This is a genomic window from Caulobacter sp. AVps18 (genome assembly GCF_058681425.1).
On the sequence record NZ_CM178737.1, the window covers coordinates 1,965,539 to 1,987,990 of the forward strand.

Sequence of the window (22,452 nt, forward strand, 5' to 3'; positions counted from 1 at the left end):
CGCTGCGAGGCCTGAGAGGGTCTTGGAGCGCCTCGCGTGGGATCAATCTCCCCGAAACCGCGCGACTTTCTCACCGCGCATCGTCTCCTGCGGCGATGCGCGGATTTTTTTGCCTAAAAGGATGATAAGTCGCTGCGCAATCGCGATTGCCTTTCGCGAGCGACCCAGTAATTATCCGACAAATATTACTGTTAGCGGTAACAAGATCGAGGCCCTCCCCCTGACGGACGGCACCCTGATCGACCGTCAAGGGATGAGGCGATGACCCGGTTGAAGACCCTTCGATCCGTCCTGTTTGGCGCAGCCCTCCTGGCTTCGACAGCCCTGGGCGGGATGGCCGGCGCAGCCGAGCGCGATATTCCCAGACTCGTCGAGAAAGAGGGCCGTCACGCCCTGATGGTGGACGGCGCGCCTTTCCTGATGCTGGCCGCCCAGGTCAACAATTCCAGCGCCTGGCCCTCGCAGATGGACAAGGTCTGGCCGGCCGTCCAGCAAATGCACGCCAACACCGTCCAGGTCCCCATCGCCTGGGAGCAGATCGAACCGGTCGAGGGCAGGTTCGACTTCAGCTATCTCGACCTGCTGCTGAAACAGGCCCGCGAGAACAAGGTGCGCCTTGTTCTGCTGTGGTTCGGCACCTGGAAGAACTCCTCGCCCTCCTATGCGCCCGAGTGGGTCAAGCTGGATGACAAGCGGTTCCCCCGCCTGGTCAAGAAGGATGGTCAGCGAAGCTATTCGATGTCGCCGCTGGCCCAGTCGACGCTGGACGCCGACCGCAAGGCCTTCGTGGCGCTGATGACCCACCTGAAGGCGGCGGATCCCGACAACACCGTCATCATGGTGCAGGTCGAGAACGAGACCGGCACCTATGGCAGCGTGCGTGACTATTCGCCGGCCGCCCAGAAGGTGTTCAACGGCCCCGCGCCTTCCGATCTGGTCAAGGCCATGAAGGCCAAGCCGGGCACGTGGGCCCAGGCCTTCGGCAAGGACGCCGACGAGTATTTCCACGCCTGGTATATCGCCCGCTTCGTCGAGCAGGTCACGGTCGCCGGCAAGGCGGTCAAGCCCTTGCCTATGTACGTGAATGCCGCCTTGCGTGATCCGATTAACGACCAGGATCCGATCACCTATTCGGCCGGCGGTCCTACCCACAATGTGCTGGATGTCTGGGAGGCCGGCGCGCCGTCGATCGACCTGATCGCGCCCGACATCTACATGCCTGAGTCGGTGAAGTATTCTGCGGTGCTGGGCCACTATGATCGCCCCGGCAACGCCCTGTTCGTGGCCGAGACCGGCAATGCGCCGCCCTATGCCCGCTATGTGTTCGACACCCTGGGCCGTCAGGGTATCGGCTTTTCGCCCTTCGGCATGGATTTCACGGGCTACGCCAACTATCCGCTCGGCGCAGCCAAGCTGGACCCCGCCACGGTCGAGGCCTTCGCCGCCAACTACCGCATCTTTGCCCCCATGGCCCGCGAGTGGGCCAAGCTCTCGTTTGAGAAGCCCGTCTGGGGAGGTTCAGAGCCTGACGATCGCGCCCCCCAGTCGACCACCCTGGGCGACTGGACGGTACATCTGCGCTACGGCAAGTGGCAGTTTGGGGCCTCGGACTGGGCCTGGTTGAAGGACCGCCCGGCCGATCCCGCCGGCCCGAGCGGCGGCGGCGTGGTCGCCCAGCTGTCGCCCAACGAGTTCCTGGTCACCGGCCGCAATGTCCGGATCGAGTTCGGCCGCGCCGCCAAGGACGGCAAGCCGTTCATGATGGCGCGGGTCGAGGAAGGCCATTTCGAGAACGGCCAGTGGGTGTTCGACCGCCTCTGGAACGGCGACCAGACCGACTACGGCCTCAACTTCGCCGCCGGCCCGCAGGTGCTGCGGGTCAAGCTCGCCACCTACTGAAACCCAGATCAAGAACAAGCCCAATCCTACGGGGAGCCCCAGTGATGCGCGCCTTTCGACTGACACCCACCGCCTTGGCCCTGGCCCTGGCCCTAACCGCCTCGACCTCGGTGCTAGCCCTCGAGGCCGGCTTTGAGAAGACTCCTGACGGCGTGATCGTCAGCCCCTCGGCCGGCCCTGCCAAAAAGGTCCGGCTGCAGGTGATGAGTGACCGGATCATCCACGTCACGGCCACGCCGACCGACAGCCTGCAGACGCCCGCCAGCCTGATGGTTGTGGCCAAGCCGGCGACGGCGGGCTTCACGGTCACCCAGTCGGGTGACACCGTGGTGCTGAAGGCGGCCAAGGCCTCGGCCACAGTCTCGCTGAAGGACGGCACCGTCGATTTCCGCGATGCGACGGGCAAGCTGGTGCTGAGCGAGCGCGACCGCGGTGCCTTTACCCCGGTCAAGGTCGAAGGCAAGGACTTCTACGAGGTTCGCCAGCAGTTCAATCCGGGCACGGACGAGGCCTTCTATGGTCTGGGCCAGCACCAGAACGGCCAGATGAACTACAATGGCCAGGATGTGGAACTGCTGCAGTACAATCGCGCCGCCGCGGTGCCGATGCTGCTGTCCAGCCGCAACTACGGCCTGCTGTGGGACAACAACTCGATCACCCGGTTCGGCAATCCGGTGCCCTATGGCGTGACGTCCCGTGATCTGAAGATCTTCGACGCCAGCGGCAAGGCCGGCGGCTTCACGGCCAGCTACTATGTCGGCGGCAAGCTGGTGGCCAGCCGGGTCGAGAAGGACATCGACTATCGCTTCCTGAAGGACCTGCCCAACTGGCCGACTGAAGCCGTCGATCCGGCCACTAAGGCCCCGATGCGCGACCAGAAGGTGGTCTGGGAAGGCCAGATCCAGACCGACAAGGCCGGCATCCACACGTTCCAGCTCTATTCCAGCGACTACGCCAAGGTGTTTGTCGACGGCAAGCTGGTGATCGACCGCTGGCGCCAGAACTGGAACCCCTGGTATCACAACTTCACCGCCGCCCTGACGCCGGGCAAGAAGCACAAGGTCCGCGTCGAGTGGAACCCGGACGGCGGCTATATCGGCCTGCTGCACAATAATCCGATGGCCAAGGCCGACCGCCATTCGTTGCAGCTGACCTCCGAGGTCGGCCAGTCGATCGACTATTACTTCATCGGCGGCGAGAACCTCGACCAGGTGGTGTCGGGCTATCGCGACCTGACCGGTGCCTCGGTGATGATGCCGCGCTGGGCCTATGGCTTCTGGCAGAGCCGCCAGCGCTACGAGACCGCCGAACAGATCGTCGGCGTGGTCAAGGAATACCGCAAGCGCAAGCTGCCGCTCGACAACATCGTCATGGACTGGCGCTACTGGAAAGATCCCGAGTGGGGCACCCACAGGTTCGACGAGACGCGCTTCCCCGATCCCAAGGCCATGGTCGACGAGATCCACAGCCTCAACGCGCACTTCATGATCTCGATCTGGCCCAAGTTCTATCCGACGACGGATAACTACAAGGAGCTGGATGCCAAGGGCTTCATGTATCACCGCAACATTGAGCAGAACGCGGTGGACTGGGTGGGACCTGGTTTCAAGAATTCGTTCTACGATCCCTATCCGGCCGAGGCCCGCGCCATCTACTGGCGTCAGGTAAAGGACAATCTGAAGGGCGTGGGCGTCGATGCCTGGTGGATGGACGCGTCCGAGCCGGACCTCCACTCCAATGTCGATGTGCCCGAGCGCACCCTGCGCATGAGCCCGACTGCGCTCGGCCCGGGCGCGGAGTATTTCAACAGCTACGCGCTGGTTCACACCCAGGGCGTCTATGAGGGCGAGCGCGAGCTGAACCCCGACGTGCGTCCGTTCATCCTGACGCGCTCGGGCTTTGCCGGCCTGCAACGCCATGCCTCGGCGGTGTGGAGCGGCGACGTGGTGGCGCGCTGGGACGACTTCCGTGACCAGATCTCGGCGGGCGTGAACCTGTCGATGTCGGGTATCCCCAACTGGACCACCGACATCGGCGGCTTCTCGGTCGAGAAGCGCTACGAGCGCAAGGATCCGGACCACTGGGCCGAGTGGCAGGAGCTGAACCTGCGCTGGTTCCAGTTCGGCGCCTTCAGCCCGCTGTTCCGCAGCCACGGCGAACTGCCCTATCGCGAGATCTACAACCTCGCCGACGAGGGCACTGAGGTCTATCAGTCGCTGGCCTGGTACAACGAGCTGCGCTACCGGCTGATGCCCTATGTCTACACCCTGGCGGCCGATACCTATCACCGCGACGGCAGCCTGATGCGCGGCCTGGTCATGGATTTCCCCAATGACCTGAAGGCCCGCAATATCGACGATCAGTACCTGTTTGGTCGCGAGTTCCTGGTTGCCCCGGTGACCAGCTTCAAGGCCCGTTCGCGCAGCGTCTATCTGCCGGCCGGCGCCACCTGGTACGACTTCGAGACCGGCACCCGCCATGCCGGCGGCCAGACCATCAAGGCCGCTGCACCGCTGTCGCGCATGCCGCTGTTCGTGAAGGCCGGCTCGATCATCCCGACCACGGTCGTTCAGCAATATGTCGGCGAAAAGCCCGACGCGCCGATCACCCTGGTCGTCTATACGGGCAAGGACGGCAAGTTCGAGCTGTATGAGGACGACGGCCTCAGCAACGGCTATGAGCGCGGGGCCTGGAGCCGCATTCCGATCTCGTATGACGACGCCAGTGGCCGCCTGACCATCGGCGCCCGGTCCGGCTCGTTCAAGGGCATGCTCGACAAGCGCGTCGTCAAGGTGCGCTTCATCGGCGGCGGGGCCAAGCCGGTCGACTTCGATACGGTCGACGCCACGGTCGACTATGCCGGCCAGCCGATCGTTGTGATGCGCAAGAAGTAGGGTGCGGCCCTTCAAGGGCTGAAGTTCTGGCCCCGGCGTCGAAAGGCGCCGGGGCCTTTGCGTTTCTAGAGCGCGTTCCGAAAAGTCGGATCCGATTTCGGAATGAAACGCGCGTGAAAACAAAAGACTAGAGCGGGTTGCCGCCTTGCGCCTTCGGGCCATGCTGGCGCCATCGCGCCGCAACACCTGACTTGGGTTAAGCGATCCCTAACGCGCAGTGGCGGCCGGTTTTCAGGTGCTGTCGAGATCGAAGTATTCGCTAGTATTCAATCTCAAGTGGTGGATTTATATTCATCCGTTATCGTTAATAGAATGCTCGGGTGTATTAACCCTGCGGCACTATGTCCTAAACCAAATTGAAAGGTCGCTACTGCATGGTCTTTGCCGGGTAAAATGCCCGCCGGCAGTTAAAACGACGCCGGAGACCTCGAAATGGAGTCATGCTCGTGGCGCTTAACAGTATCAACACGAACAGCGGCGCATTGATTGCGCTACAAAACCTGAACTCGACCAACATGGAGACGGCCAACGTCCAGCAGCGCATCAGCACCGGTAAAAAGGTGGGCAGCGCCAAGGACAATGGGGCCATCTGGGCCACGGCCAAGAACCAGTCGGCTCAAGCCAATTCTCTGAACTCGGTGAAGGACTCGCTGCAACGCGGTCAGTCGACCATCGACGTGGCCCTGGCCGCCGGCGACACCATCACCGACCTGCTGGGCAAGATGAAGGAAAAGGCCCTGGCCGCTTCCGACACCTCGCTGAACACCGCCTCGTTCAGCGCCCTGAAGGCCGACTTTGAGTCCCTGCGCGATCAGGTGACCAAGGCCGCCAGCAACGCCAAGTTCAATGGCGTCAGCATCGCCGACGGCAGCACCACCAAGCTGACCTTCCTGGCCAACAACGACGGTTCGGGCTTCACGGTCAATTCCCAGACCCTGACCCTGGCCGGCATCGGCCTGGCCGCGAACTCGACCTTCGCCACGGCGGCCGCCGCCAAGACCATGATCACCACGGTCAGCACGGCCCTGCAGACGGCGACCAACAAGCTGGCCTCGCTGGGCACCAACTCGACCGGTCTCGACACCCACCTGACCTTCGTCGGCAAGCTGCAAGACAGCCTGGAAGCCGGCGTGGGTAACCTGGTGGATGCCGACCTGGCCAAGGAAAGCGCCAAGCTGCAGTCGCTTCAAACCAAGCAGCAACTGGGTGTCCAGGCCCTGTCGATCGCCAACTCTTCAAGCTCGTCGATCCTGAGCCTGTTCCGCTAAAGACGACAGCCGCGCGGCCGGGTGACTTCGACCCCTGGCCGCAACAACGGCTGCGACCTGAAAGGGGCGGACCTCGTGTCCGCCCCTTTTTTCTTGGGCGGTACGAAGTGAGAGATCCTCCCCCTGAAGGGGGAGGAGCTTCGCACATGGCTTCGCCGCCTTACGCGGATCGCCGCTGAAGGGTTGGGAAGGGTCGCGGAGCGCCCGGGCCTCGCCCGGAATTGAGTGGGTAGTAAGTACCGTTTCGACGAAGACGAGCGCTCCGCGTGGTCTTCGGACGGAAGCCCTGGAGGCGCGGGGTCTTAACCCGCTCCCAATGAGGCCCCCGGCGGGTGGGAGCTTGGCTGCTCCCAGACCGTCCAGGCGATTTCAGCCCGGACCTGTTGCGTTTCCACCGGAACGCCGCCTGGGGGACTGATCCCAAACCCCGATCCGAAACGCCCGCCTTCCCTGGAGGGACAGACCACGTCTCGAAAACCGGGCGCTTGAGGCCCCAGATGACGGCCGCCGGGACGCTACCCGCTCGACCACCCCTGACAGCCGCAACGGTCGCCGTACGTGCGCCCTTCCCGTGCTGTCAGGTGGGATGATTATGCGGGGCGTTTTGAGCGCGTCTGATGGGCCCGCTCGTACTTTTTTAGGGCGTTGATTGGGCTGAGTTTTGTGGGCGATGGGCCGGGGATGGAGGAGGCTGGATCCCCGTACTTGCCCCCTACGGCCTGCTGCGCAGCCGTCTTCCCCCAGAGGGGGAAGATGAAGACATCCGCCCCCATGCTCCCCTTCGGGGGAGCTGTCGGCGAAGCCGACTGAGGGGGGCGGGGGGCGGACGACCGGCGACAGCCGGTCAGGTGGGGGCCTGCGGCGCTGGCCATCTTGCCCATTTCCCAGCCTGCCCCACCGGCGACAGCCCTCCCTGAATCCCACGGCGAGACCCCTCATCCGACTCCGGCCTCCGCAGACTATTCTTCACATCACCTTGAAATGTCCGGGTTCGGACGCCGGCCCGATTTCTGCACCCGAATTCAGGCCGCGAGGAGAACGGTGGCCACGATTTAACTTTTGGTTTTCAGAGATCGCTGCAAGGAGGCTTCACACAGCAGGGGTGAGCGATATGGATATGAAACCGTTTGTGGTCGGCTTGGCGCTGGCAAGCCTGTGCGCGGCTTCCGCCCACGCCGAGACCGCCAAGCCGCCCACGTTCGTTGAGCGCCTGGCGCAAGCGGGGGTGCCGCTGGCCGTCCGGCCGCAGGGCATTTCAGGTCCGGGAGCCGCGATCCTATCAGAGGCGATCGGCGCCAGCCGGTACGTCCTCATCGGCGAGAGCCATCATTCGCGCGAGATCCCCGCCTTCACCACGAACATCTGTCGATTGATGGCACCCGGCGGCCTGACGGCCATGGTCGTCGAGATCGGACCGGAGGCGGCCGGCGTGGTCAACGCACGGCTGAGAGCGCCGGACCGGGAACAGCAGATTTCCGACTTCATGCGCGCTCATCCCGACGCCATGGCCTTCCTCAACGGCCGTGACGAAGGTCAGACGGCCGCCGATTGTGCGGGGGCCGCCGGGCCGGACTTCAAGCTGTGGGGGTTGGACCAGGAATTCTTCGGCGCGAGCGGCTATCTGTTCGAACAGATGCTGGCGGCCGGTCCAGGACCGCTCGCCCGCGCCCAGATCAAGGCCCTGGCCGAACAGGAGCGGGCGGCGACGCAGGCCGCTCTGGCCTCCGGCTCACCCTTCGACCTGTTCCTGCTCAAGGTTACGGATGCGACGCTGGATCAGGCGGGCACAGCCATCGACCAGGACGGCGGCGAACGGGCCAAGGCGTTGTTTGCCGCCTTGCGCGAAACGCGCGCCATCTATCAGGGCTCGCGAACCCGCACCGGCGACTCGAACGGGCGCAGGGCGCGCCTGATGAAGCGGACGCTGACGACGCATTTTGCCGAGGCGCCGCAGGCGCGCCTTCTGATGAAGTTCGGCGCCTACCATCTCTACAAGGGCTATAACCCGCTCGGTCAGCGCGACCTGGGCAATTTCGTCGCTGAACATGCCGATGGAGAGGGCGTGAAGTCCCTTCATATCGTCGTCGCCGGCGCGAAAGGCGCGCTGGGTGGATATGCCGGGGTCGGCCGCCCGGTGACCGTGCAAAACTTCGATACGACCACGGGCAAGGGCAGCGACTGGCCCAAGGATGTGATGCTGGCTCGCCCAGCGGACACGCCGCCGGGCGACTGGTTCCTGGTGGATCTGCGCCAGTTGCGCGGCACCGATCTGGAAGCCCTGACGCCTGAATGGCGCGCGCTGATCCGCGGCTACGACCTGGCCGTTGTGGCCCCGGAACTGTCGGCCTCCACCGTGCTGGGGGCGCATGACGCCCCTAAACCAGCCCCCGCCCGCTGATCTTCAGCACCGGCGTAAACGTCGGCCGGGGTCCCGGCAGGCGCACGGTCAGGCCAGAAGCGTCGCGGGTGAAGGCCAGCGGCTCGCTGGACCCCAGCAGTTCGACCCGCGCCACCTCGCCGGCGCTGGTCGGGCCTGAGGTGGCCAGGCTGGTGATGGTCACGTCGCCCTCAGGCCAGGCCATGGGCAGGGCATAGAGGTCGCCGGCCCTTGTCGTAAAGCGGATGTCGGCGGCCTCGAAGGGCTTGGCGGCGCCTTCGTTCTGCATGCCTTCGACGAAGCGGGTCGGGCCCTCGCCATAGATACGCCAGGGGCGGCTGGCGAAGATCGCGGGGCTGTTGACGGCCATCCAGCCTGCCATGTCGGCCAGCACCTTTTCTTCCTTGTCGTCGATGGAGCCGTCGCCGCGCTGGGGGATCGAGAGCAGCAGGGATCCGTTCTTGCTGACCACGTCGATCAGGCGCTGGATCATGTCGCGGCCGCTCTTGTAGCCGTCCCGGTCATACAGCGGCCGGTCATAGTGCCAGTTGCCGATGCAGGTACAGGTCTGCCACGGCTCGTCGCGCAGCCGGTCGGAGAAGCCGCGTTCCACGTCCTCGACAATCGCCTTGCGCTGGAAGGCCGACAGCTTCTTGCCGGTCACCACCACGTCGGCGACGCCATGGCGGGCGACGGCGCTGTTGTAATAGTGGGCGGTGGCGTCCAGGCCGGCCTGGCCCAGCGGCAGGGTGTAGTTGTCGAAATAGACCATGTCGGGCCGGTAGCGGTCGACCAGGTCGTTCTGGCGCAGCAGCCAGTTTTTGGTAAAGCCCGGATTGTTGGGCGGCGGGGTCTCGATCCACTCGCCGTCGTTCTTGTCGTGCCAGGCATTGGCCGCAGCGATGCTGTCGATCCCGTCGGGGATGACCATGTTGCGGCCGGTATAGAGAGCCTGCGGGTCCAGCCCCTGCCACCACTTGCCCCGGCCGTCGGCCTTGGTCAGGCGGAAGGCATCATAGCGCTGGCCCTTGCGCGGACCTTCGGCGTCATAGCCATAGGCCGTCTGCCACCAGTGCCAGGCGTGGGCGCCATGGTTGGAGACCCCGAACTTCAGGCCATGCTGGCGGGCGACCTTTTCCCAGATGCCGACGATGTCGCGCCGGGGCCCGACCCGGGTGGTGTTCCAGGGTTGGTGGCGGCTGTCGAACATGTCGAGGTTGTCGTGATGGTTGGCCATCGACATGAAGTATTTGGCGCCCGCCGCCACATACTGCTTCATCAGGGCCTGCGGGTCCCAGGCTTGCGCCTTCCAGCGCGGGATGAACTCCATGAAGCCGAAATCGGCCGGATGGCCATAGGTCTTCAGGTGGTGCTCGTAGACATAGTTGCCTTGCTGATACATCTGGCGGCCGTACCAGTCGCCAAACTCGGGCACGCATTGCGGACCCCAGTGCGACCAGATGCCCAGCTTGGCGTCGCGGAACCACTCAGGGGTCTGATAGCCGCCGGCCAGCGAGTCCCAGCTGCCCTGGAAAGGGCCCTTGCTCCTGCCCAGGACCGGCGTGGCCATCGCGGGGGTGGCGGCCAGGCCGGCGACGGCGGTGATGGCAGTGCGGCGGGTCAGGGTCATTGTGCAGGGCTCTGCTGGGCGGGGCTAAGGCGCACGACGCCGCCGCCGCTGGGGGACAGTTTCAGGGTCAGGGCGTCCTTGGCCGAGACCTTGCGCGCGCTCTGGACCAGATCGGTGGGCGTCGCGCCGTCCTGACGGATGTCGGCGTCGAAGCCGCCGGCGCCCAGGAAGCTCAGGGGCACCTTCACGGTGCGGCCGGCCTCGTTGCTCATCGCGCCCACATACCAGTCGGCGCCCTTGCGGCGGGCCATGACGATGAACTGACCGATCTCGCCCGACAGAACGCGGGTCTCGTCCCAGGTGGTGGGCGTGGCGCTGATGAAGTCCAGACCGGCGGGCGAGGCGGCATAGGTCACCGGGCTGTCGGAGACCATGGTCAGGGGGCTGTCATAGACCACATACATGGCCAGGGCCTGGCCGCGCGTGGTCTGCACCACCGGCAGGGTGTTCTGCGACTTGAAGGCTGCGGGCGTCACATTGCGAAAGCCGCCGGGGGTGTAGTCCATCGGCCCCACCAGCATGCGGGTGAAGGGCAGGGTGACATTGTGGGTGGCCGTAATCCGGCTGCTCCACTTGTTGTACTCGGCCCCCAGCACACCTTCCTGGGTCATGTAGTGGGGATAGGTGCGGATCAGGCCCGTGGGGCGATAGGCGCCGTGCAGGTCGACCATCAGCCTGTGCTGGCCGGCCTTGGTCAGCAGGCGGTGATAGTAGTCGACGATCTGCTGGTCGTTGCGGTCCATGAAGTCGACCTTGATGCCCTTGATGCCCAGCGCCTCATAGGCGGCCAGGCCCTCGTCCATCTGGTCGTCCAGCGCCTTCCAGTGCACCCAGACCATGATGCCCACGCCCTTCTGCGCGCCATAGGCGATCAGGCCGGGCAGGTCGATCTCGGGGATCGGGCGGGTGATGTCGGTGCCCGGCAGCACGGCGGGTGCCTGGCCCGAGCCGACATACCAGCCGTCGTCGATCAGCATGTATTCCAGCTTGTTGGCGGCCGCGAAGTCGATGAAGGCCTTCATGGTGGCGGTGTTCATGCCGGGCTTGTCGACCCCGGCCACGACCGATCCGTTCCACCAGTCCCAGGCCGCCTTGCCCGGCTTGATCCAGCGGGTGTCGGTCAGGGCGGTGGGCGGATTGAGGCTGGTCATCAGGTTGGACGAGACCAGATCGCCGGGCGTGTCGCCGACCATCACCACCCGCCAGGACGAGACCGTGTCTGTGCCGATCCGGGTGCGCACGGCGGTCCTGGGATCGTCGAGCCGGGGCGAGAGCTTGCCCTGCAGGCCCAGCCCGCCGTCGCCGCGTCCGGTCAGATAGAGGCCGGCATAGTTTTTCAGGTCGGCCTCGGCGATGGCGAAGCTGGTCCCGCCGTCGGTCTGGCACACCACCGGCAGTTCCAGCAGGTTGTGCTCGCGGAAGCTGGAGGCCTTGACCGGGTCATACTCGCCCTCGTGCGAGGTGCCGAACTTGCCCAGATTCAGCGCCCAGCAGCGATTGTCGGCCGCGAAGTCGAAGCGGGTCTCCTCGTTGCGGATCGCCACGCCGGCCAGGGCCGGCTGGTCGGGCAGCACATAGCGGAAGGCGACGCCGTCATCATAGGCGCGGAACACCACCTTCAGCTTGCGGCCCGCAGCGCCCGGCTCGGCGAAATCGACAGCCAGCTCGTTATAGTGGTCGCGCGCCGTGCGGGTCTTGCCGACCACCAGGTCATAGGTCTGATCGACGCTGGCCGGGGTCGCGCCGGTCAGGGTCACGCCGTAGGAGAGGCGGCCGCCCTGGTCGAGCACCAGGCCAAGGCCCGAAGGTGCCAGGATTGTCTCGCCCTTGCGCGAGACTGCGTAGCGAGCCTGGCCGCCGGTGTCCGAAACCGTGACGACCAGAGACTTGTCGGGCGACATCAGCGTCTGTTCGGCCGCCAGAGACGATCCGCCGCCGATAATTGCTAGCGTTACGCCGGCCATCATGGTTCGTTTGCAAACCGGCATGAATCCTCCCAGATCAGCAATTTATGCGTATTTATCACATAAATAGACTGTGCAGACAGCCCAGTCCAGCGATAGGATACCGGTACCATCAAGTGACCGACCTGCCGGGTCGGAAGAAGAGAAGAATGGGGAGCATGAATACCAGGACTTTCTCGGTCGCCCTTCTGGCGACGACCCTCCTGACGGGCGCCGCCGTCTCGGCCTCTGCCCAGCCCGTGATGGCTCCGACCGGCAAGGCCACGGCCCACCCGTCGATGTGGCCCGCCGCCAAGAGCCAGGGCCTGATCGATCCCCAGACCGAAGCCTTTGTCGATGCGCTGCTGGCCAAGCTGACGCTCGAGGAAAAGGTCGGTCAGATGATTCAGGCCGACACCGGCGCGATCAAGCCTGAAGACCTCAAGACCTATCCGCTGGGCTCGATCCTGGCCGGGGGCAGCTCGCCGCCGCTGGGCGCGCCAGACCGCTCGCCGATCGGTCCGTGGGTCGACACCGTGCGGGCCTTCCGCGCCGGCGCCGAGACGCGCGAAGGCGGCACGAAGATCCCGCTGATGTTCGGCATCGATTCCGTGCACGGCAACGGCAACATGGTCGGCGCGGTGCTGTTCCCGCACAACAGCGCCCTGGGCGCCACGCGGGATCCTGAGCTGATCCGCCGCATCGGTGTTGCTACGGCCAGAGAGACAGCGGTGTCAGGATTTGATTGGGCCTTCGGGCCCACCCTGACCGTGCCCCGCGACGACCGCTGGGGCCGGGCCTATGAGGGCTATTCGGAAGATCCCGAGATCGTCCGCCAGTATGCCGGCGAGATGATCCTGGGCCTGCAGGGCGCGGTCAGCCAGGGCCAGGTTCTGCAGCACGGCCACGTCGCGGCCAGCGCCAAGCACTTCCTGGGCGACGGCGGCACCAAGGACGGCGACGATCAGGGCGACACCCAGATCAGCGAGGCCGAGCTGATCCGTCTGCACGCCCAGGGCTATGTGCCCGCCATCAATGCCGGCGCCATGACCATCATGGCCTCATTCAACAGCTGGAACGGCATCAAGATGCACGGCAATGCCAGCCTGCTGACCGATGTGCTCAAGGGCCGCATGGGCTTTGACGGCTTCGTGGTCGGCGATTGGAACGGCCACGGCCAGGTCGAGGGCTGTACGCCCAAGTCCTGCCCCCAGTCCGCCAATGCGGGTGTAGACATGTATATGGCACCCGACAGCTGGAAGGACCTGTTCCACAACACCGTCGCCCAGGTGAAGTCGGGCCAGATCTCGCAGGCGCGGGTCGACGATGCGGTCCGCCGCATCCTGCGGGTCAAGGTCAAGCTGGGCCTGTTCAAGACTGCTCGCCCCTGGGAAGGTCGCACCGATGTGGCCGGCAATGCCGAGCACCGCGCCCTGGCCCGCGAGGCCGTGCGCAAGTCGCTCGTGCTGCTCAAGAACAACGGCGTGCTGCCGATCAAGAGCTCGGCCAATGTGCTGGTGGCCGGCTCGGGCGCCGACGACATCGGCCGCCAGTCGGGCGGCTGGACCCTGTCGTGGCAGGGCACCGACAACAAGAACAGCGACTTCCCCAATGGCCAGTCGATCTGGTCGGGCCTGAAGGAGGCGGTCGAGGCCGGCGGCGGCAAGGCGACGCTGGACGTGAACGGCAAGTTCGACGCCAAGCCCGACGTGGCCGTGGTGGTGTTCGGCGAATATCCCTATGCCGAGGGCGTGGGCGATCTGGCCACCCTGGAATACCAGCCTGGCGACAAGACCGACCTGGCCCTGCTCAAGCGCCTGAAGGCCGCCGGCGTGCCGGTGGTGGCGGTGTTCCTGACCGGCCGTCCGCTGTGGGTGAACCCCGAGCTCAACGCCTCTGACGCCTTCGTCAACGCCTGGCTGCCGGGCTCGGAAGGTGGCGGGATCGCTGACGTGATCATCGGCGATGGTGCCGGCAAGCCGCGTAACGACTTCCACGGCAAGCTGTCGTTCAGCTGGCCCAAGTCGGCCGCCCAGACGTCGCTCAATCGCGGCGACAAGCGCTATGACCCGCTGTTCGCCTATGGCTACGGCCTGACCTATCGCGACAAGGTGCGGCTGCCCAAGCTCTCGGAAGTCCCGGGCGTGACGGTGGTGGCTGACAACACCAGCAACTACTTCGTGGGCGGCAAGACCGTGGCGCCGTTCAGCTTCCAGCTGCTGCCGACCACGGCGGTACAGATCCGTCCCGTCGATGCCGGCGGCGTGCAGGAGGCCGGTCGCCAGATCGTGTTCTCGGGTGCCGCACCGTCGACGGCGGCCCTGGCCGGCGAAAAGCCGATGGACCTGACCTTCCAGACCAATGCCGAAATGGGTCTGCTGGTCGACTATCGCGTCGATACCAAGCCGACCGCGCCGGTCACCCTGTCGATCGGCTCCGGCAAGGTGGATGTCTCGCCGGTGCTGAACGCCGCGCCGGTGGGCGAGTGGAAAAGCCTGAAGGTTCCGCTCAAGTGCTTCGCGGCTGCTGGAGCCGACGTCACCAAGGTCGTCGAGCCCTTCCTGCTGGGCACGGCAGGGTCGTTGACGATCTCGCTGCAGGGCGTCAAGTTGACCACCGATCCGGCCGGTGCGGTCTGCCCTGCCAAGGCGCAGTAGGCCCTAGCACCCACCGGTCATCCCGGCCGAACCCGGCAAAGCCGAGGGAGAGCCGGGATCGCAACAATTGCTGAGTTTCCTGTCATCCCGGATCGCCACTGCGAGGCGTCCGGGATGATTTGAATCATAGGACACCTTCTCCATGAAACGTCTGCTCCTGATAACGGCTGCCTTCACCGCCCTGGCCGGAGCCGCCTCGGCACAGGCCTTGCTGGCCCCGGTGTTCAGCGACCACGCCGTGCTGCAGCGCGGCCAGCCGATCCGGGTCTGGGGTCAGGCACCGGCCGGGGCCGCTGTCGCGGTCGATCTTTCGGGTCAGAGCGCATCTGCAACGGCCGATGCCGAAGGCCGGTGGTCGGCGTCCCTGCCGGCCCGCGAGCCGGGCGCGCCCCTGACCCTGACCGTCACAGCGGGGCAGCAGACCCAGACCCTGACCGACCTGCTGGTCGGCGATGTCTGGCTGTGCTCTGGCCAGTCGAACATGGAGATGCCGCTGCGGCGTGTCCTGAACGGTGACTATGAGGTGGGCGCAGCCGGCGATCCGAACATCCGCCTGCTGCAAATCGGCCGTATCACCCTGCCGACCCCGACCTCGGCTCTGCCCAAGGAGTCGATCTGGCGGGTTTCGACGCCGCAGAGCGCCCGCGATTTTGCCTCCGCCTGCTTCTTCATGGGCCGCGATATCAAGGAAACGACAGGCGTTCCCGTAGGCCTGATCGACGCCACCTGGGGCGGCTCGGCTATCCAGTTCTGGATCAGCCGCGAGGGGCTGGCAGCGCTGAAGACCTATGACGAGGGGCTCTCGGTTTTGGCCGACTATGCCAAGTCCAAAGAGCTGGGCATGGCGCGCTGGGGCGGCATGCTGGACCGCTGGGCGGCGCGCAGCGAACCGCATGCCAAGGCCTGGAGTCGACCCGACTTCGACGATCACAGCTGGGCGACCCTTCCGGCCGAGAACTTCTGGGAAAAGGCACCGGGCCTGGCCACGTTCGACGGTACGATCTGGCTGCGCGCCGAGGTCACGCTCACGGCCGCCCAGGCCGCGCAGGGGGCTGTGCTGACGCTGGGCCCCATCGACGATATCGACACCACCTTCGTCAACGGCAAGGCGGTCGGCTCGCAGGAGGGCTGGAACACCCCGCGCGACTATCGCCTGGAAAAGGGCGTGCTGAAGGCCGGCCGCAACGTCATCGCCATCCGTGCCATCGATCTGGGCGGCGGCGGCGGCGCCTGGGGGCCGGCGGCGCAGAAGGGCTTCAAGCTGGACGACGGCGGCTTCGTTCCGCTGGGCGCGTCTTGGCGATACAAGGTTTCGACCCAGCTTTCGGCCACCGGCCTGCCGCCCCAGGCGCCGTGGCAGGGCTCCAGCGGTCTGACCACCATGCACAACGGCATGATCGCCCCGCTGCTCCCCTATGGCCTGAAGGGGATCGCCTGGTATCAGGGCGAGGCCAATGCGGCCGAGGCCTCCGAATATGCCCGCTTGATGCCGGCCCTGGTCGCTGACTGGCGGCGGGAGTTCCAGGCGCCGGATCTGCCGTTCCTGATGGTGCAACTGGCCAGTTTCGGGCCCTTTCAGTCCGAGCCGGTTGAATCCGGGTGGGCGTCTCTGCGCGATGTGCAGCGGCGCACCGCTGCGGCCGATCCGAAGGTCGGCATGGCCTCGGCCGTGGATCTGGGCGACATCTACGACATTCACCCCACCAACAAGCAGCAGGTCGGCGCACGCCTGGCCCTGCTGGCCCGCAAGCTGGCCTATGGCGAGACGACCCTGAACGCCGCCGGCCCTGCGCCCTTGGCTGCCAAGCGCGACGGGGACGCTGTGGTGATCAGCTTCGACCAGCCGCTTGTGGTCTTCGGCGGGGCCCGCCCGACGGGTTTTGAACTGTGCGACGCCTCCGCCTGTCGCTTTGTGGATGCGAGCGTTGATGGGGCTACCGTCCGCATCGCGGCCCCTGTGGCTTCGTTGAAGGTGCGCTTCGCCTGGGCCGACAGCCCGCTCCTCAACCTCTACGGCGCCAATCGCCTGCCGGCCTCGCCGTTCGAGCTACAGGTGGAATAGGGGGTCAGCTCCCGCTGAGCTCCGCCGAAATTTCCCGCGCCGCCGCCTTCAGGGCTGCGATGGTTTCCAGGATCGGGATGGCGGTCGGGGTTTCGGCATAGGGGACCGTCAGGGCTGCGGCGACGGCTTCGTGGTCCATGATCGGGGCCGAGAGGTCGACGATCTGCTTGGCCACGGCGCTGTTCGCGCGGACGTGGCCCGCCGTGCGGGCAAGGGTGGCCTGGGCCTCGAACCTATCCCAGGCGTCGGTCTGGACCAGGGATTCCAGTCGGGCGCGCCACACGGTGCGGATGGTGTCGGGCTGAAAGGCGTAGAGCGCCAGGCCCGAGTTCGCCTCGATAATCGGGCAGCGATAGCCGATGCGCACCGAGAAGCCCAGATCGCCCGGCGCTTCGACCCGGGCCACCACCACCACCTGTTCGGCGCTGGCTACGGCCATGTGAACCGACTGGCCGATGCTCATCGACAGCTGGCGCATGCGGGGCAGGGCGGCCTCCAGCAAGTCCTTGGCCGGAGCGCGGGTCATCCCCAGGGCGAACAGCTTGTTGGTCAGCACCAGCCCCTCGCCGGTGGGGGCAGGGCCGACATAGCCGCGAAACTCCAGCACCTGGACCATGCGGAACAGCTCGCTGACCGAGCGATCCAGGGCGGCCGAGATCTGTGACAGGGTCAGCGGCATACCATGGGCCGCCAGCAGTTCCAGAACGTCCAGGCCCTTTTCCAGGGCGGGGGCGCGGTACTTCCGATCGGAGTCTTCGGTCTCGGTCATGAGCTATCTATAGCCGATAGAATCGCTGCGTCGTCTCGCCCAACACTGCAGCCGAGGTGGCCAGGCAGCCCTAAACCGCGACGGTCTTCAGCTTGTCGCGCAGGGCACCAAGCTCGTCCAGCGGCAGGCCCACCTGGCAGAAGATCTGTTCCGGGATCGACAGGGCCTGGTCGCGCAGGGCTAAGCCCCTGTCGGTCAGGGCCACGATTACGCGGCGTTCGTCCTGGGGATCGCGCGTGCGGTCCAGCAGGCCGCCGGCTTCCAGCCGCTTGAGCAGCGGTGTGAGGGTGCTGGAGTCGAGGTCCAGCGCATCGCCCAGCGACCCCACCGTGCGGGGGCTCTGCTCCCACAGGGCCAGCATGGCCAGATACTGCGGATAGGTCAGGCCCAAGGCGTCCAGCAGCGGCCGGTACAGCCGCTGCATGCGATTGGCCGCGCCATACAGGGCAAAGCAGAGCTGCCGGTCGAGGCGCAGGACCTCGACCGGGGCGGTGACGGACGGCGTCGTCTTGGACTGGCTCATTTGGCCTTTACGGTAATGGCGACATCAATGTTGCCGCGCGTGGCGTTGGAATAGGGACAGACCTTGTGCGCCGTCGCAACCAGGGCTTCGGCGTCGGCCTGCGACAGGCCCTCGGTCTCGACGTCCAGGGTCACTTCCAGCTTGAAGCCGACCTCGATGGGCAGAAGGCCGACCACGCCGGTCACCTGCGAGCCGGTCAGGGCGATCTTCTGCTGGCGGGCCACGAAGCCCATCGCGCTCTGGAAACAGGCGGCATAGCCGGCGGCGAACAGCTGCTCGGGATTGGTGCCGTCTTCCTTGCCGCCGAGGGCCTTGGGCATCGACAGCTGAACGTCCAGCAGGCCGTCATCGCTGCGGACATGGCCTTCACGGCCGCCGACGACAGTGGCGCGGGCTTCATACAGGGTGGTCATGGGTCGCTCCTTGCGAAAGAATGATGATAGCGATTTAATCGTGCGCGATATAAATGCAAGGGCTGGGGGTGAAATTAAATCGCGTGCGATGGGATTTCGGATGCTCCCCTTCTGGGGGAGCTGTCGCGGAGCGACTGAGGGGGCAAGCTGGGGGGGCGGCCGTGCAGGCCCCCTCCGGCCCTTTGGGCCACCTCCCCCAAGAGGGGAGGATCTCGTTCCCCCTAGGCCGCCCAGGCCGCCGCAAAGCGCTTGAGCAGCGAGCGGGCGGCGCTTTCGACGCCAGAGCTGACGGCCTCCAGCCGCAGGAAGAGGTCGCCGGCCGCGTGGTGGCCGCGCGCGGGCAGGCCCTGGCCGGGCAGGCGCACCAGGCCGCGCGAGGCCGCCTTGGTCGAGATCCAGGCCAGGCGCGGGCCGAGCGCCGTGTCGACCTTGATCCGGCCGCCTTCGGCCAGGACACGCTTGTCGACCTTGCCGGTCAGCCACAGATCGTCGCCCCGGATCAGGGCGTCCTTGGCGCTGTTGTGGCGCACGACGAAGGTGATGCCGTCGACCCGCACCCTGTCGTCGACCCGCAGGCCCGGCGGCAGGGTCAGGCGCAGGCGACGCCCGTCGATGGCCAGGTCCATGACCCCGCCCGCGACGGCGGTGGCCACGTCGATGTCGAGGCTGGCTTGCTTGAGGGGCGCAGCCGGGGGCGTGCAGGCCGGCGGGAAATGGATCGGTGGGGCCGGCGGCTGGTCCTGCAACAGGCGATAGGCGGCCAGGACGTCGCGGAACAGGGCCGCGTCGCCGCCCGGCCGGTCGGGGTGAGCGCGCTTGGCGGCCTCGCGATAGGCGGCGCGAAGTTCGCGCTCGTCCGCACCGGGCGCGACGCCCAGCAAGGCGCGAGCGGCCGAAAGGGTCAGGGACGAGGGCGTACGAACGGACATCGCCGCGACCCTGCCGCGACTTGGTCAACGGGGCGTTAAGTTAAGACTTTGGCGTGGTGGTGCTGTGCGCCTGGCGGGCCTATATCCTCTGCATGACCGACGCCCCCCTGATCCCCGCCTCGCCCAGCGAGGACGACTATGTCCGCCAGGTGACGGCGGCTCCGCCCTTGCCCCTGCTGCCGGAAAACGATCCCTTCGCCCTGTTCGGCGAATGGCTGGCCGAGGCCGGCAAAAAGGAGCCCAATGACCCCAATGCGGTCGCGGTCTCGACGGTGGACGCTGATGGCCTGCCAGACTCGCGCATGGTGCTGCTGAAGGATTTCGATCAGCGGGGCTTTGTCTTCTATACCAACACCCAGAGCGCCAAGGGCGTGGAGCTCAACGCCCACCCCAAGGCCGCGATGCTGTTTCACTGGAAGTCGCTGCGTCGCCAGGTGCGGATCCGCGGCGAAGTCGAACCGGTGAGCGAGGCCGAGGCCGATGCCTATTTCGCCAGCCGCGCTCGCCACAGCCAGCTGGGCGCGTGGGCCAGCGACCAGTCGCGCCCCTTGCCCGACCGTCTGGCGCTGGAAAAGCGGGTTGCCGAGATGGGCCTGAAATTTGGTCTGGGCAAGGTGCCGCGCCCGCCTCACTGGTCGGGCTATCGCGTCATCCCGCAGGTCATCGAGTTCTGGCGCGATCGCCCGTTCCGCCTGCACGAACGGCTGGTCTACCAGCGCGACGGCGAAAGCTGGGGCACGCTGCGGCTGTTTCCATAGGGAATCAGCCCGCCTTCACCCCGTACCGCGCCAGGAAGGTCTCGACGGCGTCGTCGGCGATGTCATTGAGGGGACGGCGCGGTTGGGCGTCGTCGCCAGCCGAGAGGCCCAGCACCAGGGTGACATGGTCGATCATGCCCATCAGCTGGCCGGCAGCCCAGGAGGGCTTTTCGACGGCGATCTCTCCCGTGGCGATCAGGTCGTTAATCACCGAGATGGCCACGCCGCCCAGTTCGTCGCGGGCGCTTTGCTGGAAGTGTTCGGCCACCTCTTCGAAGCGGCGACGCTCGGCCGTGACCAGCCTGAAGATCGAGCGGGTTATCGGCGTGGCAAAGAAGGCCGTATAGGCGCGGGTGAACGAGACCAGGCGCGTGCGGGCATCACCCTTCACCCGGATGCTCTCACGCACCGGGGCGGCGATATCGCGGACGGTTTCCAGGATCACCACCTGGAACAGGTCGGCCTTGCTGGGGAAATAGGCGTAGAGCGTTGCGGTGGAGACGCTGGCCGCGCGGGCGACCACCTCCATCCCGGCGTCACGATAGCCTTCGCGCAGAAACAGGGCGCGCGCCGCGACCAGGATCTCACTTCGCTTGTGTTCGGCTCTCTTGAGGCCGGCGCCCATCAACATTTGAAAACTCTGTGCTCCACTTGAGTGCAAGTTAATCGAGTGTCGGGTGCTGGCGCAAGCAAGGCGCGAGGACGGCGGCTTCAGATTCGGCTATGGGACGCCAATGCCAGCTTTTAAGCGCGAACCGACAGGATTTTGGGCGTGAACAAGGACATCGAAGCCGCGCGCGAACAGGAAGTGGCGACCTGGTTCCAGGGCCAGGCTGAAAACACCATCGAGACGTCATGCGCCCGCGTCTTTCTGATCGGCGACGCGGCGTTCAAGGTCAAGCGTCCGGTCGATTTCGGCTTTCTGGATTACTCCACGCTGGAGCTGCGGCGCTGGGCGCTGGAGCGCGAACTGGCCTTCAACCGCGCCGCCGCCGCCGATATCTATCGCGCGGTGCGCCGCCTGACCCGCGCCGCCGACGGCGGCCTGGAGATGGACGGGGCCGGGGAGGTTTTCGAATACGCCCTGGAAATGCGTCGCTTCGACGAGCAGGGCGTGCTGGCCACCCAGCCCTGGGCCATCGACGACGCGCTGGAAGACGCCCTGGGCCGCACCGTGGCGCTGTTTCACGCCGGCGCTGCGCCGCGTCCGCAGGGCGGCGGCGTGCACGCCCTGGGCTACACCATCCGCTCAAACGCCAATCTGCTGAGGGGCTTGGCCCCGCGTCTGGGCTCGCTGGCCGTGGAGCGGCTGGTGGCCGAAACCGACCTGGCCCTGGAGCGGCTGGGGCCGCTGCTGGACGGCCGGGCCGGCGAAGGCTTCGCCCGCCACTGTCACGGCGACCTGCACCTGGGCAACATCCTGATCGAGGACGGCAAGCCGATCCTGTTCGACTGCATCGAGTTCAACGACACCCTGTCGGACATTGATATCCAGTACGACCTGGCCTTCCTGCTGATGGATCTGGATTTCCGCCGTCGCCGCGACGCGGCCGGGCGGGTTCTGAACGCCTATCTCGACGAGGCCTCCCGCCATTTCGGCGAGGGTCTGTGGACGGGTCTGGCCGCCCTGCCGCTGATGCTGTCGGTCCGGGCGGCGGTGCGTACCCACGTCTGGGCCTATACCGGCGATGACGAGGCGGCGCGGGCCTATCTGGCCACGGCGCTGGAGCACCTGGCGCCCAAGCCGGTCAGCCTGGTGGCCACTGGTGGCCTGTCGGGATCGGGCAAGTCGACCTTTGCCCGCGTCTGCGCGCCGGGCCTGGGCTCGGCCCCCGGGGCGGTGGTGCTGCGCACCGACGAGATCCGCAAGCGCCTGTCGGGCGTGCCCTCGCTGCAGCGCCTGCCGCGCGAGGCCTATACGCCGGAGATGAGCGCGCGGGTCTATGACCAGCTGTTCGGCGATGCGGCCCTGGCCCTGAAGGCCGGTCGCTCGGTGGTGCTGGACGCTGTGTTCCTGAAGCCCGAAGAACGGGCACGGGCCCTGGCCCTGGCGCTGAGCGCCGACGTCGCCTTCCAGGGCGTCTGGCTGGAGGCCCCGCCGGAGGTCCTGCGCGCCCGCGTCGCTGCCCGCGTCAACGACGCCTCCGACGCCGACGTGGCGGTGCTGGAAACCCAGCTGTCGCGCGACACCGGTCCCATCGACTGGCGCCGCGTCGACACGGTCAGTGCTTTCGAAGACGAGGCCCGCGCCCTGGCCGAGACCATGGGCTAGGCGCGTTCCGAAAAGTGGGAACCGGTTTTCGGAATGAAACGCGCGCGAAAACAAGGCT

Annotated in this window: 15 protein-coding genes; 8 read left to right on the plus strand and 7 right to left on the minus strand. The window is 66.3% G+C overall.

Annotated elements, in window-relative coordinates; genetic code table 11:
- The first annotated feature begins 333 nt into the window (after nucleotides 1–333).
- From ACW179_RS09240 to ACW179_RS09255, 4 genes are all read left to right on the plus strand, one after another.
- Complete coding sequence (locus tag ACW179_RS09240; RefSeq protein WP_492064278.1) at nucleotides 334–1,899, plus strand: GH35 family beta-galactosidase; 1,566 nt, start codon at nucleotides 334–336, stop codon at nucleotides 1,897–1,899.
- A gap of 44 nt (nucleotides 1,900–1,943) precedes the next feature.
- On the plus strand, nucleotides 1,944–4,793 hold the full coding sequence (locus ACW179_RS09245) for a TIM-barrel domain-containing protein (protein ID WP_492063997.1): 2,850 nt from the start codon (nucleotides 1,944–1,946) through the stop codon (nucleotides 4,791–4,793).
- Between the two features lie 446 nt (nucleotides 4,794–5,239).
- Complete coding sequence (locus tag ACW179_RS09250; protein WP_492063998.1) at nucleotides 5,240–6,061, plus strand: flagellin; 822 nt, start codon at nucleotides 5,240–5,242, stop codon at nucleotides 6,059–6,061.
- Nucleotides 6,062–7,172: 1,111 nt separating this feature from the next.
- Nucleotides 7,173–8,459: a hypothetical protein gene (locus ACW179_RS09255; protein WP_492063999.1), complete on the plus strand. Its 1,287-nt coding sequence runs from the start codon at nucleotides 7,173–7,175 to the stop codon at nucleotides 8,457–8,459.
- Here ACW179_RS09255 and ACW179_RS09260 read toward each other — a convergent pair.
- Both ACW179_RS09260 and ACW179_RS09265 read right to left on the minus strand, forming a co-directional pair.
- On the minus strand, nucleotides 8,437–10,068 hold the full coding sequence (locus tag ACW179_RS09260; protein ID WP_492064000.1) for an alpha-L-fucosidase: 1,632 nt from the start codon (nucleotides 10,066–10,068) through the stop codon (nucleotides 8,437–8,439). The genes ACW179_RS09255 and ACW179_RS09260 overlap by 23 nt on opposite strands.
- Nucleotides 10,065–11,969 (minus strand): glycoside hydrolase family 97 protein, encoded by a 1,905-nt coding sequence (locus tag ACW179_RS09265; RefSeq protein WP_492064279.1) that lies wholly within the window; start codon nucleotides 11,967–11,969, stop codon nucleotides 10,065–10,067. Before ACW179_RS09265 ends, ACW179_RS09260 begins: the two co-directional genes overlap by 4 nt.
- A gap of 221 nt (nucleotides 11,970–12,190) precedes the next feature.
- On the opposite strand from ACW179_RS09265, the gene ACW179_RS09270 reads away from it, so the two are divergent.
- Nucleotides 12,191–14,668: a glycoside hydrolase family 3 N-terminal domain-containing protein gene (locus ACW179_RS09270; protein WP_492064001.1), complete on the plus strand. Its 2,478-nt coding sequence runs from the start codon at nucleotides 12,191–12,193 to the stop codon at nucleotides 14,666–14,668.
- 142 nt (nucleotides 14,669–14,810) lie between these two features.
- The gene (locus ACW179_RS09275; protein WP_492064002.1) at nucleotides 14,811–16,730 is read left to right on the plus strand and encodes a sialate O-acetylesterase; all 1,920 of its coding nucleotides are present in this window, start codon (nucleotides 14,811–14,813) and stop codon (nucleotides 16,728–16,730) included.
- 4 nt (nucleotides 16,731–16,734) lie between these two features.
- Here ACW179_RS09275 and ACW179_RS09280 read toward each other — a convergent pair whose 3' ends face one another.
- The 4 genes from ACW179_RS09280 to ACW179_RS09295 all read right to left on the minus strand — a co-directional run bounded on the left by ACW179_RS09280 (nucleotide 16,735) and on the right by ACW179_RS09295 (nucleotide 19,364).
- Entirely contained in the window at nucleotides 16,735–17,499 is a 765-nt protein-coding gene (locus ACW179_RS09280; RefSeq protein ID WP_492064003.1) for an IclR family transcriptional regulator, read from the minus strand.
- A 70-nt stretch (nucleotides 17,500–17,569) separates the two neighbouring features.
- Nucleotides 17,570–18,022, minus strand: coding sequence for a MarR family winged helix-turn-helix transcriptional regulator (locus tag ACW179_RS09285; protein ID WP_492064004.1), 453 nt, complete (start codon nucleotides 18,020–18,022; stop codon nucleotides 17,570–17,572).
- Nucleotides 18,019–18,435, minus strand: a complete 417-nt coding sequence (locus ACW179_RS09290; RefSeq protein ID WP_492064005.1) for an organic hydroperoxide resistance protein — start codon at nucleotides 18,433–18,435, stop codon at nucleotides 18,019–18,021. The genes ACW179_RS09285 and ACW179_RS09290 overlap by 4 nt, the downstream gene beginning before the upstream one ends.
- Before the next feature lie 221 nt (nucleotides 18,436–18,656).
- A complete protein-coding gene (locus ACW179_RS09295) occupies nucleotides 18,657–19,364 on the minus strand; it encodes a J domain-containing protein (protein WP_492064006.1) in 708 nt (235 codons plus the stop codon).
- Nucleotides 19,365–19,456: 92 nt separating this feature from the next.
- Between ACW179_RS09295 and pdxH the strand changes: the two genes are divergently transcribed.
- Nucleotides 19,457–20,122 carry a pyridoxamine 5'-phosphate oxidase gene (gene pdxH, locus ACW179_RS09300; RefSeq protein WP_492064280.1) on the plus strand — a complete coding sequence of 222 codons (666 nt, stop codon included), beginning with the start codon at nucleotides 19,457–19,459 and terminating at the stop codon, nucleotides 20,120–20,122.
- A gap of 4 nt (nucleotides 20,123–20,126) precedes the next feature.
- On the opposite strand, the gene ACW179_RS09305 is transcribed toward pdxH, so the two are convergent.
- Entirely contained in the window at nucleotides 20,127–20,753 is a 627-nt protein-coding gene (locus tag ACW179_RS09305; RefSeq protein ID WP_492064007.1) for a TetR/AcrR family transcriptional regulator, read from the minus strand.
- Between the two features lie 141 nt (nucleotides 20,754–20,894).
- Here ACW179_RS09305 and ACW179_RS09310 point away from each other — a divergent pair, with 141 nt between their 5' ends.
- The gene (locus tag ACW179_RS09310) at nucleotides 20,895–22,394 is read left to right on the plus strand and encodes a bifunctional aminoglycoside phosphotransferase/ATP-binding protein (protein ID WP_492064008.1); all 1,500 of its coding nucleotides are present in this window, start codon (nucleotides 20,895–20,897) and stop codon (nucleotides 22,392–22,394) included.
- Nucleotides 22,395–22,452 lie beyond the last annotated feature (58 nt).

Coding starts and splice junctions, on each gene's coding strand:
- ACW179_RS09240 (WP_492064278.1), top strand. CDS start 334: ATGGCCGGCGCAGCCGAGCGCGATATTCCCAGACTCGTCGAGAAAGAG.
- ACW179_RS09245 (WP_492063997.1), top strand. CDS start 1,944: ATGCGCGCCTTTCGACTGACACCCACCGCCTTGGCCCTGGCCCTGGCC.
- ACW179_RS09255 (WP_492063999.1), top strand. CDS start 7,173: ATGGATATGAAACCGTTTGTGGTCGGCTTGGCGCTGGCAAGCCTGTGC.
- ACW179_RS09260 (WP_492064000.1), bottom strand. CDS start 10,068: ATGACCCTGACCCGCCGCACTGCCATCACCGCCGTCGCCGGCCTGGCC.
- ACW179_RS09265 (WP_492064279.1), bottom strand. CDS start 11,969: ATGTCGCCCGACAAGTCTCTGGTCGTCACGGTTTCGGACACCGGCGGC.
- ACW179_RS09270 (WP_492064001.1), top strand. CDS start 12,191: ATGAATACCAGGACTTTCTCGGTCGCCCTTCTGGCGACGACCCTCCTG.
- ACW179_RS09275 (WP_492064002.1), top strand. CDS start 14,811: ATGAAACGTCTGCTCCTGATAACGGCTGCCTTCACCGCCCTGGCCGGA.
- ACW179_RS09280 (WP_492064003.1), bottom strand. CDS start 17,499: ATGACCGAGACCGAAGACTCCGATCGGAAGTACCGCGCCCCCGCCCTG.
- ACW179_RS09285 (WP_492064004.1), bottom strand. CDS start 18,022: ATGAGCCAGTCCAAGACGACGCCGTCCGTCACCGCCCCGGTCGAGGTC.
- ACW179_RS09290 (WP_492064005.1), bottom strand. CDS start 18,435: ATGACCACCCTGTATGAAGCCCGCGCCACTGTCGTCGGCGGCCGTGAA.
- ACW179_RS09295 (WP_492064006.1), bottom strand. CDS start 19,364: ATGTCCGTTCGTACGCCCTCGTCCCTGACCCTTTCGGCCGCTCGCGCC.
- pdxH (WP_492064280.1), top strand. CDS start 19,457: ATGACCGACGCCCCCCTGATCCCCGCCTCGCCCAGCGAGGACGACTAT.
- ACW179_RS09305 (WP_492064007.1), bottom strand. CDS start 20,753: ATGTTGATGGGCGCCGGCCTCAAGAGAGCCGAACACAAGCGAAGTGAG.